Source organism: Streptomyces sp. NPDC058812 (assembly GCF_042744565.1).
GTDB lineage: Bacteria > Actinomycetota > Actinomycetes > Streptomycetales > Streptomycetaceae > Streptomyces > Streptomyces thinghirensis.
This window is the reverse complement of the sequence record NZ_JBHYOB010000004.1, coordinates 145,292-159,451: the sequence shown is the minus strand read 5'-3', so window position 1 is coordinate 159,451 and position 14,160 is coordinate 145,292. Positions and strand designations below refer to the sequence as shown.

At 71.7% G+C, this 14,160-nt stretch carries 12 protein-coding genes; 8 read left to right on the top strand and 4 right to left on the bottom strand.

All coding sequences use genetic code 11. The features are described 5' to 3' along the window. Positions 1 to 17: 17 nt before the first annotated feature. Positions 18 to 1,109, top strand: coding sequence for a C40 family peptidase (locus ACFW48_RS10215; protein WP_386312424.1), 1,092 nt, complete (start codon positions 18 to 20; stop codon positions 1,107 to 1,109). A 39-nt stretch (positions 1,110 to 1,148) separates the two neighbouring features. Here the strand turns inward: ACFW48_RS10215 and ACFW48_RS10210 are convergent, their stop codons facing one another. Then, the gene (locus ACFW48_RS10210) at positions 1,149 to 2,033 is read right to left on the bottom strand and encodes a hypothetical protein (RefSeq protein ID WP_386312421.1); all 885 of its coding nucleotides are present in this window, start codon (positions 2,031 to 2,033) and stop codon (positions 1,149 to 1,151) included. 74 nt (positions 2,034 to 2,107) lie between these two features. On the opposite strand from ACFW48_RS10210, the gene ACFW48_RS10205 reads away from it, so the two are divergent. From ACFW48_RS10205 to glmM, 4 genes are all read left to right on the top strand, one after another. Continuing rightward, complete coding sequence (locus tag ACFW48_RS10205) at positions 2,108 to 3,313, top strand: glycosyltransferase 87 family protein (protein ID WP_386312418.1); 1,206 nt, start codon at positions 2,108 to 2,110, stop codon at positions 3,311 to 3,313. Between the two features lie 207 nt (positions 3,314 to 3,520). Continuing rightward, positions 3,521 to 3,964 (top strand): 50S ribosomal protein L13, encoded by a 444-nt coding sequence (rplM, locus tag ACFW48_RS10200; RefSeq protein ID WP_003974239.1) that lies wholly within the window; start codon positions 3,521 to 3,523, stop codon positions 3,962 to 3,964. 42 nt (positions 3,965 to 4,006) lie between these two features. After that, positions 4,007 to 4,519, top strand: a complete 513-nt coding sequence (gene rpsI, locus ACFW48_RS10195) for a 30S ribosomal protein S9 (RefSeq protein ID WP_310871721.1) — start codon at positions 4,007 to 4,009, stop codon at positions 4,517 to 4,519. 246 nt (positions 4,520 to 4,765) lie between these two features. Continuing rightward, positions 4,766 to 6,124, top strand: coding sequence for a phosphoglucosamine mutase (gene glmM / locus ACFW48_RS10190; RefSeq protein ID WP_386312414.1), 1,359 nt, complete (start codon positions 4,766 to 4,768; stop codon positions 6,122 to 6,124). A 99-nt stretch (positions 6,125 to 6,223) separates the two neighbouring features. On the opposite strand, the gene ACFW48_RS10185 is transcribed toward glmM, so the two are convergent. Both ACFW48_RS10185 and coaA read right to left on the bottom strand, forming a co-directional pair. Beyond that, positions 6,224 to 7,174, bottom strand: coding sequence for a DUF389 domain-containing protein (locus ACFW48_RS10185; RefSeq protein WP_386312411.1), 951 nt, complete (start codon positions 7,172 to 7,174; stop codon positions 6,224 to 6,226). 31 nt (positions 7,175 to 7,205) lie between these two features. Further along, complete coding sequence (gene coaA / locus ACFW48_RS10180) at positions 7,206 to 8,174, bottom strand: type I pantothenate kinase (protein ID WP_386313048.1); 969 nt, start codon at positions 8,172 to 8,174, stop codon at positions 7,206 to 7,208. Between the two features lie 218 nt (positions 8,175 to 8,392). Here coaA and ACFW48_RS10175 point away from each other — a divergent pair, with 218 nt between their 5' ends. Both ACFW48_RS10175 and glmS read left to right on the top strand, forming a co-directional pair. Beyond that, positions 8,393 to 9,181, top strand: coding sequence for a hypothetical protein (locus tag ACFW48_RS10175; RefSeq protein WP_386312410.1), 789 nt, complete (start codon positions 8,393 to 8,395; stop codon positions 9,179 to 9,181). Positions 9,182 to 9,299: 118 nt separating this feature from the next. Next, positions 9,300 to 11,147, top strand: a complete 1,848-nt coding sequence (gene glmS / locus ACFW48_RS10170; protein ID WP_386312408.1) for a glutamine--fructose-6-phosphate transaminase (isomerizing) — start codon at positions 9,300 to 9,302, stop codon at positions 11,145 to 11,147. A 118-nt stretch (positions 11,148 to 11,265) separates the two neighbouring features. Here the strand turns inward: glmS and ACFW48_RS10165 are convergent, their stop codons facing one another. Beyond that, positions 11,266 to 12,768, bottom strand: coding sequence for an NAD(P)H-hydrate dehydratase (locus tag ACFW48_RS10165; protein WP_386312405.1), 1,503 nt, complete (start codon positions 12,766 to 12,768; stop codon positions 11,266 to 11,268). A 190-nt stretch (positions 12,769 to 12,958) separates the two neighbouring features. Here ACFW48_RS10165 and ACFW48_RS10160 point away from each other — a divergent pair, with 190 nt between their 5' ends. Further along, positions 12,959 to 14,128 carry a hypothetical protein gene (locus tag ACFW48_RS10160; protein ID WP_386312402.1) on the top strand — a complete coding sequence of 390 codons (1,170 nt, stop codon included), beginning with the start codon at positions 12,959 to 12,961 and terminating at the stop codon, positions 14,126 to 14,128. The last annotated feature ends 32 nt before the right edge of the window (positions 14,129 to 14,160 follow it).

Genomic DNA, 14,160 nt, shown 5'->3' with positions numbered 1-14,160 from the left:
ACGAGGAGGAGCAAACCATGGCGGCGAAAGCCAAGAAGAAGTCGCGTCCGGTCGTCTCGGGCCTGGTGGTGCTGGCGCTCGTCGGCACGTCCGGCTACCTCACCCTGGAGCTGCGCAAGCAGGAGGAGACGGGCGTCACGGAGGTCAGGAACGTCGGCGTCCTGGACGGGTCCCGCGGCTCCGGGAGTGGCGGCACCTCGAAGGACGACGGCGAGGAGAGCTGGTCGCGGCTGGAGAACCCGGCGCGCTCCGTGCTGCGCGACGCGGACGGCCGGATCAGGGCCGTGCTCACCGACGGGGCGCGCACCGCCACCCTGACCGGACCGGCGCGCACCTTCGAGGAGCCCGCCTCGACCTCCTCCAAGGTCTCCACCACGGACTGGGTCCGCCTCATGCCCGAGCCCTGGACGAAGGGCGCCGAGAAGAAGAAGTGGTTCAAGGAGTGGTACGCCGAATACCAGGACAGCAAGGAGGACGACCTGTTCGCCTTCGCCTTCCAGTACGTGGCGGGCGCGCCGCAGAAGAAGGACGAGCAGGGCATCGCCTACGCCGGTGACGCGAACTTCGGCCCGCTGAACACCACCGGTGCCGAGGACGGCGACCTGCGCCTGGAGCAGTCCGACTTCTACGACTACCTCGGCGTCCCGTACCCGTTCCGCGACGGCTCGACCGGCACGCCGGAGGCCATGCGCGCCAGGTCCCTGGACTGCTCCGGCTTCATCCGCATGGTGCTCGGCTACCGCGCCCGCTACCCGCTGATGTCCTCCGACACCTCCGGCGACGGCCTGCCGCGCACCGCCAACGGCATGGCCCGCTCCAATGAGGGCGTCGACGTGCTCCCGCTGGCCGGAGTGTCGCCGGACGACCGGCCGTCCGCCATCGACCAGCTCCAGCCCGGCGACCTCGTCTTCTTCAAGCTCGACACGCGCACCAAGGAGCGGCTGGACCACGTGGGCATGGTGCTCGGCTACGACACCGAGGGCCACCTGATCTTCGTCTCCAGCCGGGAGGAGGTCAACGGACCGACCATCGGCGACATGGGCGGCGTCTCCCGCCTGGACGGCAACGGCTACTACGCGAAGACGCTGCGCAGCGCCAAGCGGCTCTGACGGCGGGCGGGGGCAGCGGGTGCGGCGGGTGCAGCCGGATCAGCCCTCCGCCGCCGCCGAAGCCTGGGCCTCGCCGCGCCTGCGGATCTGCCGGAAGGCGAACTCGGCCAGGTCGTCGCCGGCCCGGAACACCGCCGTGGACTTCTCCGTGACGTTCTTGCCGTTCGTGAAGCCGGCGACGGTGAAGTAGGCGTAGCGGCCGTAGGAGTTGGTGGTGGAGCGGCAGACGGCGCCGGTGCAGAAGGACTTGACGCCGCCGCCGGACAGGGAGCGCACGATGCTCTTCTTGTCGGCCTGCTTCTTGGCCTTGGCGGCCTGCGCCTCGGTGTCGAAGACGGCCACGCCGACCGTCACGGCGGTGTCGCCCTTGGTGTAGGTGACGCGGAGCAGCCGGGTGCAGTCATTGGCGTCGAGGACCTTGGGCAGGGTGCCCTGGGCGGCGGAGCCGCAGGTGCGGGTGTCGGCCATCGGGCCCTTCTTGTAGACCGTGTCGCCCATGGTCAGCTGGGTGCCGGGGAAGAGCAGGTCGGGGCTGAGCGGGGCCTTGTCCTTCTTGGCGCTGGAGACGAAGTCCTTCGGGTCCAGCGGCGGCGGGGCGCTGGTCGGGGCGAAGGACGGCTCGGTGGCCGTCGCGCTGGGTATGTCCGCCGTCGCGGGGAGCTGCGAGGAGGGGCCGTCGGACGCCTGGCCGGAGCCGTTCGCCGAGACCACGGCCACGGCGACGGCACTGGCTATCGCCACGGTGGCCAGCGCGCCGCCACCGATGAAGAGCAGCCGGCGCCGCTTGGCGCGGGCCTCGGATGCCTCGGCCAGAGCGGCCCAGTCCGGGGTGTTGTCGCCGTCTCCACTGTTCCAGGGCTGCTGCTGCGATTGCGGTTTCCAGGGATCCCACTGCGACTGAGGTCCCCCCTGCCCAAAGCTCATGGGCCGCATCTTAGACGGGCCAAGTGGCGTGCTGGTGCGTCTCCGAAGGCCGCGCAGCACCTAGCGTTCCGTTCATGCGGACGGGCAAAAACGACATCTCCGGGTGGTTGGTGCGACCGGCGGGCGGGCCAGCGTGGGCGGTGCTGGTCGTGGTGCTGGCGGCGTCCGCGGTGCATGCGGGCCGTGTGACCTCGGACGGCGGGATGGACAACGCGATCGTCGTGCGGGCCGCTCGCACCTGGCTGGCCGGCGGCTCCCCGTACGACGACCCGCACTTCCTCTACTTCCCGAGCGCGGTGCTCGCCGCCGCCCCGCAGGCAGCGCTGCCTCCGGAGGTGCTGCGGGTGCTGGTGCCGTGCGTGGTGACGGCCCTGCTGGCGCTGGGCTGGGCCTGTGCGCTGCGGCTGCACCGCGTGCCGCTCGGCAGCCGGCTGGCGGTGCTCGGGCTGACCGGGCTCGCGGTGGGCTTCGCGCCGTTCGGGCACCTGGTGCGCCTCGGCAACTGGACCGTGACGGCGGCGGTGGCCCTGCCGCTGGCCCTGCTGCTGGCCGGCCGGGGGCGGTGGACGGCGGCGGGCGTGGTCATCGGCGCCGCCGTGGCGCTCAAGCCGCTGCTCGCGCCCGTCCTCCTGCTCTTCCTGTTCGCCGGGCGGTGGCGGGCGCTGGCGGCGGCCGTCCTGGTGCCCGCGCTGGCCTGCGGGGCGGCGGCGCTGCTGATGCCCGACCCGGCGGGCTTCTTCACTCGCACCCTGCCGTTCCTGCTGCACGGCGACGACGGCTTCGTACGGCTCTACGAGGCATCCCCGGCGGCCGTGCTGCCCCGGCTCGGGGTGCCGGGGGCGCTCGCCCAGGGGCTCGCGGTGGCGGCGGCCGGGGCCGGGGTGCTGTGCGCGTACGTCCGCTGGCGCCGTGCCGACCCCGGGCCGCTGCGGCTTTCGGAGACCGGCGCGGGCCTGATGCTCTCGGCGTTCCTCGTCTCCCGGCCCTCCTACGACCACTACCTCCTGGTCGCCCTGCCGCTGCTGCTCGCCGGGCTGCCGTACGCCGGCTCGGTGGCCCGCGGGGCCTGGTTCTGGATCGCCCTGGTGCCGCAGGTACCGGGGCTGACCTGGCCCTGGCTGGAGTCGGAGCGGCGGCGGGCCTTCAAGGACGCCTTCACGCTGTGCGTGCTGGCGGTGACGGTCGCGCGGCGGTCCCGGGCCGGCGCGGCGGCCGCCGGCGATCACGCGCGCGCGAGGCCCGAGCCGGAGCCCGCCCCGGCCCCGGCGACTTCGTTTTGACCCGGCTATGGGACCCCGGGTACTCTGCACAGTCGTATGTGTATTGGCTTGCTCATTCTCACGTGAGGGGCCCTTACACCGGTCCACCGGGACCGATGACCAGCGACCTGCACGCGGTATGCGTCACCGCGGTGCGGTCAAGGCTGTCGTGATCGTCTTCGGTGACCATGTCAGGACCACTCACTGAAGAAGCGAAGGCTACGAACCGTGCGTACGTACAGCCCCAAGCCCGGCGATGTGACGCGCCAGTGGCACGTCATCGACGCTCAGGACGTCGTCCTGGGTCGTCTGGCCACCACTGCGGCCTCCATCCTGCGCGGCAAGCACAAGCCGATCTACGCGCCCCACGTCGACACCGGTGACTTCGTCATCATCATCAACGCCGACAAGGTGCACCTCTCCGGCAACAAGCGGACCCAGAAGATGGCGTACCGCCACTCCGGGTACCCGGGCGGCCTGCGCTCCGTGCGCTATGACGAGCTGCTGGACAAGAACCCCGAGAAGGCCGTCGAGAAGGCCATCAAGGGCATGCTCCCGAAGAACTCCCTGGGCCGTCAGATGCTCTCGAAGCTGAAGGTCTACAAGGGTGACCAGCACCCGCACGGCGCGCAGCAGCCGCAGCCGTTCGAGATCACCCAGGTCGCGCAGTAGTTCCGGCCACCCCCTAAGACTGAAGAGAATCTGAGGAGCATCGTGGCCGAGACCACTGCCGAGCAGCCGCTCGAAGAGATCGACATCGACAGCTACACCACCGAGTCCGAGGTGCCCGTCGAGGGCGAGTACACCTCGGAGTCCATGGCCTCCGCCTTCGGCGAGCCCCAGCCGGCCGCCGGCCTGGGCCGTCGCAAGAACGCCATCGCCCGTGTCCGGATCGTCCCGGGCACCGGCAAGTGGAAGGTCAACGGGCGCACGCTCGAGGACTACTTCCCGAACAAGGTCCACCAGCAGGAAGTCAACGAGCCCTTCAAGGTGCTCGAGCTGGACAACCGCTACGACGTCATCGCCCGCATCTCGGGTGGCGGCGTCTCCGGTCAGGCCGGTGCGCTCCGTCTCGGTGTCGCCCGCGCCCTGAACGAGGCCGACGTCGACAACAACCGCGGTCCGCTCAAGAAGGCCGGTTACCTCAAGCGCGACGACCGTGCGGTCGAGCGCAAGAAGGCCGGTCTGAAGAAGGCCCGCAAGGCTCCGCAGTACAGCAAGCGCTAAGTCGCACCGGCTGTACTCCGAACGCCCCGGCGGCACGCCACTGTGCTGCCGGGGCGTTCGTTTATCCCCGTCGTTGGGCGTATAACGGCACAAGACGTTCAGACGCTCAGAGGTTCAGAAGCTCAAAGGCTTGTGTGATCGGATGGCCGGGCGGTGCGTTGCGACGCGGGTCCGTGACCACGGGAGCCGGCTGTGTGGGCCGCACCGGCAGCCGCTTCCGGAATTGACGTTTCCTCAGGAGGACAAGTGGGACGACTCTTCGGCACGGACGGCGTGCGCGGTGTCGCCAACGCGGATCTGACGGCCGAGCTGGCGCTCGGTCTCTCCGTCGCCGCGGCGCACGTACTGGCGGAGGCGGGCACCTTCGCCGGGCACCGCGCGACCGCGGTGGTCGGACGGGACCCGCGCGCCTCCGGGGAGTTCCTGGAGGCCGCCGTGGTCGCGGGCCTGGCCAGCGCCGGTGTGGACGTGCTGCGGGTCGGCGTGCTGCCGACGCCCGCGGTGGCCCACCTCACCGGCGCGCTCGGCGCCGACCTCGGCGTCATGCTCTCCGCGAGCCACAACGCCATGCCCGACAACGGCATCAAGTTCTTCGCCCGCGGCGGCCACAAGCTCGCCGACGAGCTGGAGGACCGCATCGAGGCCGTCTACGCCGACCACCGCACCGGTGCCCCCTGGGACCGCCCGACCGGCGCCGGTGTCGGCCGCGTCCGCGACTACGACGAGGGCCTCGACCAGTACGTCGCCCACCTCGTCGGCGTCCTGCCCAACCGCCTCGACGGGCTGAAGATCGTCCTCGACGAGGCGCACGGCGCCGCCCACCGGGTCTCGCCCGAGGCGTTCGCGCGGGCCGGGGCCGAGGTCGTCACCATCGGCGCGGTGCCGGACGGCCTCAACATCAACGACGGCTGCGGCTCCACCCACCTCGACCTGCTCAAGGGCGCCGTCGTCGAGCACGGTGCCGACCTGGGCATCGCCCACGACGGCGACGCCGACCGCTGCCTGGCCGTGGACCACACCGGCGCGGAGGTGGACGGCGACCAGATCCTCGCCGTGCTCGCGCTGGCGATGCGGGAGCGCGACGCGCTGCGGTCCGACACCGTCGTGGCGACCGTCATGTCCAACCTGGGCTTCAAGCTCGCCATGGAGCGCGAGGGCATCCGGTTCGCGCAGACCGGGGTGGGCGACCGGTACGTCCTGGAGGAGATGAAGGAGCACGGCTACGCCCTCGGCGGCGAGCAGTCCGGCCACGTCATCATCCTCGACCACGCCACCACCGGCGACGGCACGCTGACCGGCCTGATGCTGGCCGCGCGGGTCGCGCAGACCGGCCGTACGCTCCGGGACCTCGCGTCCGTCATGGAGCGGCTGCCGCAGGTCCTGATCAACGTGCCGGACGTGGACAAGTCCCGGGTGACGACCTCTGCCGAGCTGGCGACCGCCGTCGCGGAGGCCGAGCGGGAGCTGGGCAGCACCGGGCGGGTACTGCTGCGGCCCTCCGGGACCGAGCCGCTGGTGCGGGTGATGGTGGAGGCGGCGGACATCGAGCAGGCTCGGTCTGTCGCGGGGCGGTTGGCCGATTCGGTGAAGTCCGCGCTGGGGTAGTTCTGCGAGCCGGGTCGGGGGCGGGGGTTCTGTGTCGTCGCGGGCTGCGGCGCCGTCGTGGCCGATCGCGCAGTTCCCCGCGCCCCCAGGCAGGTCTCCTCATCCGGCGTTGTCCGGTTTGGTCAATCGGTTGCGCTGAGTCGCCCACAGAGCCTTCTGAGCCAGCAGCGTGAGAGTGCCGGCCAGGACGATGCCCCCCAGGTTCAGCAGGAGCTGCTCGGTGGAGCCCACCGTCTGCTTGGTGTCCTCGTAGCTCAGGGCGACGGCCGCGTTCGCGGCGGCCGGGACCGTGGTGACGGAGATGGCGACGCCGACCAGGGCGCCGGACTTGGCGGAGGTCAGCGAGAGCGTGCCCGCCACTCCGGCGAGGAGGGCCACCACGAACGAGAACCAGTCCGGGGCGTAGACGAACCCGGTGTTGGGCCGGTCGGCGTCGAGCTTGCTCTCGCTGAAGAGGCCGAAGGCGTCCATCACCCAGCTGAACGCCACCGTCACCGCCATCGCCGCCGCGAATCCCACCAGCAGTGCGATCGCCGACCGCAGGGCCAGTCGCGGGGTCCGCTGCACGATGGCCGTGCAGACGCCGGCCAGCGGGCCGAACTCCGGTCCGACCGCCATCGCGCCCACGATCAGGATGGCGTTGTCGAGCACCACGCCGCAGGCCGCGATCATCGTGGCGAGGGTGATGAAGGCGACGTAGGTGATGGAGAGGGTCGACTCCTCGTGCGTCGCCTCCTCCAGCTGCTCCCACAGCACCGCGTCGGCGGGCTCGCCCGGCGCGTCCCGCTCCGCCTTGTCGGCGTGCTCGGACAACGACAGGTCGATGTTCTCCGCGGTGATGGCGCCGCTGCTGTCGATGCCCAACCCCCGGAGCCGGCTGATGAGTTCGTCGCCGGCCTCGCGGGCCACGTCGCACATGACGACGTCGCCCTCGGGCTCGCGGGCGGCGCCCGGCAGGACGACGAGGTGGGTGGTGCCGACCGTCCGGTCGATCAGCCGGACCACCTCGTCGGTGCGGTCGGCCGGGGTGATCAGGCGCAGATGCAGCATCCGGCATTTCTACCGGCTGGGACGGGCGCCGTCACAGTTTGCGCAGGCTCAGCCGCTGCACCTTGTGGTCGGGGCCCTTGCGCAGGATGAGGGTGGCCCGGCCGCGGGTGGGGGCCACGTTCTCCACCAGGTTGGGCTTGTTGATGGTGCGCCAGGTGGTGCGGGCGTAGTCGAGGGCCTCCTCCTCCGACACCTGGGTGTACTTGCGGAAGTACGAGGACGGGTTCTGGAAGGCGGTCTCGCGCAGCTTGCGGAAGCGGCTGAGGTACCAGTGCTCGATGTCCTCGATGCGGGCGTCGACGTACACGCTGAAGTCGAAGTAGTCGGCGAGACCGACCCTGGTGCGGCCGTCCTTGCCGGGCAGCGCGGGCTGGAGCACGTTGAGGCCCTCGACGATCAGGATGTCGGGGCGGCGGACGACGAGCTTCTGGTCCGGGACGATGTCGTAGATGAGGTGGGAGTAGACCGGGGCGGTCACCTCGCCCTTGCCCGCCTTGATGTCGGCGACGAAGCGGGTCAGCGCCCGGCGGTCGTACGACTCGGGGAAGCCCTTCCGGGACATCAGGCCGCGGGCCTCCAGCTCCTTCGTGGGCAGCAGGAAGCCGTCGGTCGTGACCAGCTCGACGCGCGGGTGCTCGGGCCAGCGGGACAGCAGCGCCTGGAGCAGGCGGGCGACGGTGGACTTGCCGACCGCGACCGAGCCGGCGACCCCTATGACGAAGGGGGTGCCGGACTGCGAGCCCTGTTCACCGAGGAAGGTGTTCAGCGCCCCGCGCAGGCCGTCGGTGGCGCCGACGTAGAGGTTGAGGAGCCGGGACAGCGGGAGGTAGATGTCCCGCACCTCGTCGAGGTCGATGACGTCGCCGAGGCCGCGCAGCTTTTCGACCTCCTCGGCGGTGAGGGGCAGCGGCGTCTTGTCGCGCAGCGCGCTCCACTCGGGGCGGGTGAGGTCGACGTAGGGAGTCGCCTCCGGCCGCTGCCGGTGGGCGCTCCGGGGCATCGAGGAGACCGGAGAGATCACAGTCCATTGTTAACGGAGTTCGAACGGGGCGGCGGGTGGGGTGTGTCACTCTGCCCGCCGCACCTAATGGCGGAAGATCACGTCGGCGTCACGGTCGGATACCGGGTGGCGCATCACTGATCATCTGTCAGTCGGCTGTGAATACAGTGCTCGCACATACGTGCGGAACCTCCGCCGTCTGGAAGAGAGAGCCCAACGTGAGACTGACCGCCGTCCGCCGTACCGCCCTCGCGGCCTCCGCCGCCGCCCTGGCCCTCCTCGTCACCGCTTGCGGCGGCTCCTCCGACGACGACAAGAAGGCCGGCGACGGCAAGGCCGAGGGCGGCGCGGCCGCCTCGGCGGCCCCCGCGGCCGCCAAGGCGCTCACCGCCGCCGAGCTGGAGAAGGCCGCGCTGGCGCAGGCGGACGTCGACAACGGCAAGGTCACCAAGACGTCCGCGGCGGACGACGTGAGCAAGGACAAGGTGAAGGGCGGCGACAAGGCCTGCGAGCCGCTCGCCTTCGCCGAGACCGGCGTCCCGCTGGGCGAGCCGGCGGCGACCGCGAAGCGGAGCTGGACGGAGGGCCCGAAGAAGCCGTCCGGCGACGAGACCACCGAGGAGGCCATCGGTGCCGCCTTCGACCTGGACAAGGCCCTGGTGACGCTGGCCACCTACGACGACGGCGGCGCGGAGGCCGTCCTGAAGGACGTGAAGGAGGCCGCCGGCAAGTGCGCCGGAGGCTTCACCTTCACCGCGGTCGGTGAAACGGCCAAGATCGCCAAGGTGGTCGAGGGCAAGGCGCCCGGCGGCGCCGACGAGGCGGTCGCGATGACGATGACGATGGTCGGCGATGACGGCGACGAGTTCCCGGTCAAGGTGGTCGTCACCCGCAAGGGCTCCACCGTCGCCTCCTTCACCGTCCTCAACCTCGCCGCCGCCGGAACCGGCAAGGACTTCCCGTTCCCGACGGAGATCAGCGACGCCCAGCTCGCCAAGCTCGGCTGAGTCCAGCGTCGACGCTCCGCCGAAGTTCCCACCGGGACGTTCGTACCCCGGTGGGAATTTCCGATTTCGGGCACGGGAAGGCCGGTTCGCGACCGGATCTGATCGTAGGCTGCCCGTCATGTGCGGAATCGTGGGATACGTGGGATCTCAGTCGGCGCTCGATGTCGTGATGGCCGGGCTGAAGCGGCTCGAATACCGGGGATACGACTCGGCGGGCGTCGCCGTGCTCGCCGACGGCGGCCTCGCCACCGCCAAGCGCGCCGGAAAGCTCGTCAACCTGGACAAGGAACTGGCCGAACGGCCACTGCCGACCGCCGTCACCGGCATCGGCCACACCCGCTGGGCCACACACGGCGGCCCTACCGACGCCAACGCCCACCCGCACCTCGACAACGCGGGCCGGGTGGCCGTGGTCCACAACGGCATCATCGAGAACTTCGCCCCCCTGCGGGCCGAGCTGGCGGAGCGCGGCCACGAGCTGGCCTCCGAGACCGACACCGAGGTCGTCGCCCACCTGCTCGCCGAGGAGTTCTCCGGCTGCGCCGACCTCGCCGAGGCGATGCGGCTGGTGTGCCGGCGCCTGGAGGGCGCGTTCACGCTGGTCGCGGTGCACGCGGACGCGCCGGACGTGGTCGTGGGCGCGCGCCGCAACTCGCCGCTCGTGGTGGGTGTGGGGGAGGGCGAGTCCTTCCTCGCCTCGGACGTGGCGGCCTTCATCGCCCACACCCGGGACGCCATCGAACTCGGCCAGGACCAGGTCGTCGAGCTGCGCCGGGACGGCGTGACGGTCACCGGCTTCGACGGCACCCCGGCCGACGTCCGCTCCTACCACGTCGACTGGGACGCCTCGGCCGCCGAGAAGGGCGGCTACGCCTCCTTCATGCTCAAGGAGATCGCCGAGCAGCCGAAAGCGATCGCCGACACCCTCCTGGGCCGCATCGACGGCTCGGGCACGCTCAGCCTCGACGAGGTGCGCATCCCTCCAGAGGTACTCCGGGAGGTCGGCAAGGTCGTCGTCATCGCGTGCGGTACGGCCTTCCACGCCGGGCTGATCGCCAAGTACGCCATCGAGCACTGGACGCGGATCCCCTGCGAGGTGGAGCTGGCCAGCGAGTTCCGCTACCGCGATCCGATCCTCGACCAGCAGACCCTGGTCGTCGCGATCTCCCAGTCCGGCGAGACCATGGACACCCTCATGGCCCTGCGCCACGCCCGCGAGCAGGGCGCCAAGGTGCTGGCCATCTGCAACACCAACGGCTCCACCATCCCCCGCGAGTCCGACGCCGTGCTCTACACGCACGCCGGCCCCGAGGTCGCCGTCGCCTCCACCAAGGCCTTCCTCACCCAACTGGTGGCCTGCTACCTCGTCGCCCTCTACCTGGGGCAGGTGCGCGGCACGAAGTACGGCGACGAGATCCGCGACGTCGTCCGCGACCTCTCCCGTATCTCCGGCGCGGTCGAACAGGTCCTGGAGACGATGCGGCCCGTGCGCGAACTGGCACGCTCCCTCGCCCACAAGAACACGGTGCTGTTCCTGGGCCGGCACGTCGGCCACCCGGTCGCCCTCGAAGGCGCCCTCAAGCTCAAGGAGCTGGCGTACATGCACGCCGAGGGCTTCGCGGCGGGCGAGCTGAAGCACGGGCCGATCGCGCTGATCGAGGAGGACCTGCCGGTCGTCGTGGTCGTCCCGTCCCCGCGCGGGCGCTCGGTCCTCCACGACAAGATCGTGTCCAACATCCAGGAGATCCGGGCCCGCGGCGCCCGCACCATCGTCATCGCCGAGGAGGGCGACGAGGCGGTCGTCCCCTACGCCGACCACCTCGTCCGCGTCCCAGTGACCCCGACGCTGCTCCAACCGCTGGTGGCGACGGTGCCGCTGCAGGTCTTCGCGTGCGAGCTGGCGACGGCCCGGGGGAACGAGGTGGACCAGCCGCGGAACCTGGCGAAGTCCGTGACGGTGGAGTAGGTCTCGGTCGGCCGTCGGTGGGCGGAGTGCCGAGGGGGCGGAACCGGGGGCGTTTCGTCGTCCCTACGGCGCTCCGTCCCACGGGCCCCGGAAAGCGCCGCCGCACCATGCCCCTGGCTCAGACCCCCCGCACGCCCCGCCACGCCAGGGGAATCGCCTCCGCGACATCATGTGCCCCCACCGGCGCCCCCTCCGCCGCGAAACGTCCCGCCAGGCCGTGGACGTACGCCGCCACGCTCCCCGCGTCCCGCGCCGACAGTCCCGCCGCCAGCAGCGACCCCGCCAGGCCGGACAGCACGTCCCCGCTGCCCGCCGTGGCGAGCCACGACGTCCCCGTCGAGTTGACCCGTACCGGACCTCCCTCCGACCCGGCCACCACCGTCGTCGACCCCTTCAGCAGCACCGTCGCCCCGTACCGCTCCGCCAGCTCCCGTGCCGAGGCCAGACGCGACCCCTCGACCTCCTCCCGACTCACCCCGAGCAGCGCCGCCGCCTCCCCGGCATGCGGCGTCATCAGCGTCGGCGCCGTACGCCCCCGCACGGCCCCCGCGTCGGCCAGCCGCAGTCCGTCCGCGTCGATCAGCACCGGCACCTCCGCGCCGAGCACCTCCGCCACGGTCCCGGCGTCGTCACCGGCCCCCGGCCCCACGACCCACGCCTGGACCCGCCCCGCCCGCTTCGGCCCCTGGTCCGACACGAGCGTCTCCGGATAGCGGGCGATCACCGCGTCCCCGGCCGGACCGACGTACCGCACCGCCCCGGCCCCGCCCCGCAGCGCCCCGGCGACGGCGAGCACGGCCGCGCCCGGATAACGGGCCGAACCGGCGGCGATGCCCACGACCCCCCGCCGGTACTTGTCGCTCTCGGCCCCCGGCACCGGCAGCAGCCGCGCGACGTCCGCGTGCTGCAAAGCCTCCAGCCCGGCCGCGTCGTTCGGCAGCGGCAGCCCGATGTCCACCAGCCGCACCGCCCCCGCGTACTCCCGCGCCGGGTCGACCAGCAGCCCCGGTTTGTGCGTCCCGAACGTCACCGTCAGGTCGGCCCGTACGGCCGCCCCCCGCACCTGCCCGGTGTCGGCGTCGACCCCGCTCGGCAGGTCGACGGCGACGACGGCGGCCCGCGACCGGGCGGCCGCGTCGGCGAGCGGCACCGCCTCCTCGCGCAGCCCGCCCTTGCCGCCGATCCCGACGATGCCGTCGACGACGAGATCGGCCCGCGCGATCAACTCCCCGGCGGACCCGGACCCGGCCTCGGACCCGGACCCGGCCTCGGACCCGGACCCGGACCCGGCTCCGGAGTCCACGACCCGTCCGCCCGCCCGGCGCAACGTGGCCAGCCCCCCGCCGTGCGCGCGCTCCGGCGTGAGCAGCACCGCCGTCACGCCCGCCCCGCGCCGGGCGAGCCGTGCCCCGGCGTACAGGGCGTCGCCGCCGTTGTCCCCGCTCCCGACCAGCAGCACCACCCGGCTGCCGTAGACCCGGCCGGCCACTCGTCCGAGCACCTCGGCGCAGGCGGCGGCGAGCCCGGCCGCGGCCCGTTGCATCAACATCCCCTCCGGGAGCCGTGCCATCAGCTCCCGTTCGGCGTTCCTGACCATCTCCACGCTGTACGCAGTCCGCATGCCGTCGAGTCTTCCCCGTACACCGTGGACGTTCACGACCCCGTACCCCGCAGTACCCATTGACGCTCCCGCGCCCCGTTGCCACACTCCACCCACCCCACACGATGAATCGATTCAGTCGAATGGCGTTCGACTTGATCGCTTCGACGAGAGGACGAATCCCCCCATGAGTCGCAGCATGAGACGCTCCATGAGACGCAGATCCGCACTCCTCGCCACCGCGGGCGCCGTCGCCCTCCTCACCACGGCCGGCACCCTCACCACCCCGGCCGCCGTCCCCGCGACCGCCGCCCCCGCCCGCGCCACCGCCGCCTGCGGTGAGGGCTCGTACCAGGCCGAGGCCGTACGCAGCGGCAGCACATGGACCGCCCGCCGCGGCGGCACCGTCGTCCACACCGGCGGTGACATGCGAGCCGCCGTCCAGGCGGCGGTGAACAGCCTCACCTCCGGACGGACCGCCAAGGAACGGGTCGTCGTCCGCGGCTCCGGCACCGTCTCCGCCGGCTCGCGCATCTCGCTGCCGAGCTACACGGTCCTCGACGTCTGCGGCACCATCGACGTCACCGGCAGCGGCTCCGGCGACCAGGCGCCGGTCTACTCCCGCGGCACCCGGGACGTGGAGGTCCAGCACCTCAACGTCACGGGACGCCCGCTCTACGGCGTCTTCATGCGCAACGTGCAGAACGTCGTCCTCGGGCAGATCGACATGCGCCTCTCCTCGGGCCTCGGCGTACGGATCGACAACCGCGGCGACACCAGCCAGTGGACCCGCAACGTCCGTATCGACGACGTCTACGTCTCCGGCGCCTCCAGCCACGCCGTGGAGACGTACGGCGTGGACGGCCTCGCCATCGGCACGGTCACCGCCCGGAACGTGGGCGAGTCGGGCCTGCTCCTCAACCAGACGATCAACGCCACCGTCACCAAGGTCGACGCGGACGGCGCGGGTACCGGTACCGGCTACGCGGCCTTCCGCATGGCCAACCGCAACGGCCGGGTCGGCAACGGTTACCCGACCAACATCCGCGTCGGCGAGGTGATCGCGCGCGGCGGCGGACGGGGCGTCTTCTGCGTCTCGGAGAGCGGCGGCGCGGTCATCGACCGGGTGAACATCTCGAACACCGGCAACAACTCGGTCCTGATCGAGAACTGCCACAACGTCACCCTCGCCGCCCGGAGCGGCAGCGTGACGGGCGGCGGCGAGATCCGGCTCGCGGCCCGTTCCGAGTTCGCCAACAACTCGGACATCACCGTCCAGAACCTGACGGTGACGAACTCCGCCGTCCGCGAGAGTCCCTGCGGCACGAACACGACGTTCCGCAACATCACCCTGGTGAACAGCAGCCAGTCGACCTGCTGAAGCCCCGCACGGGCCGCATGGGGGAAAGTTGT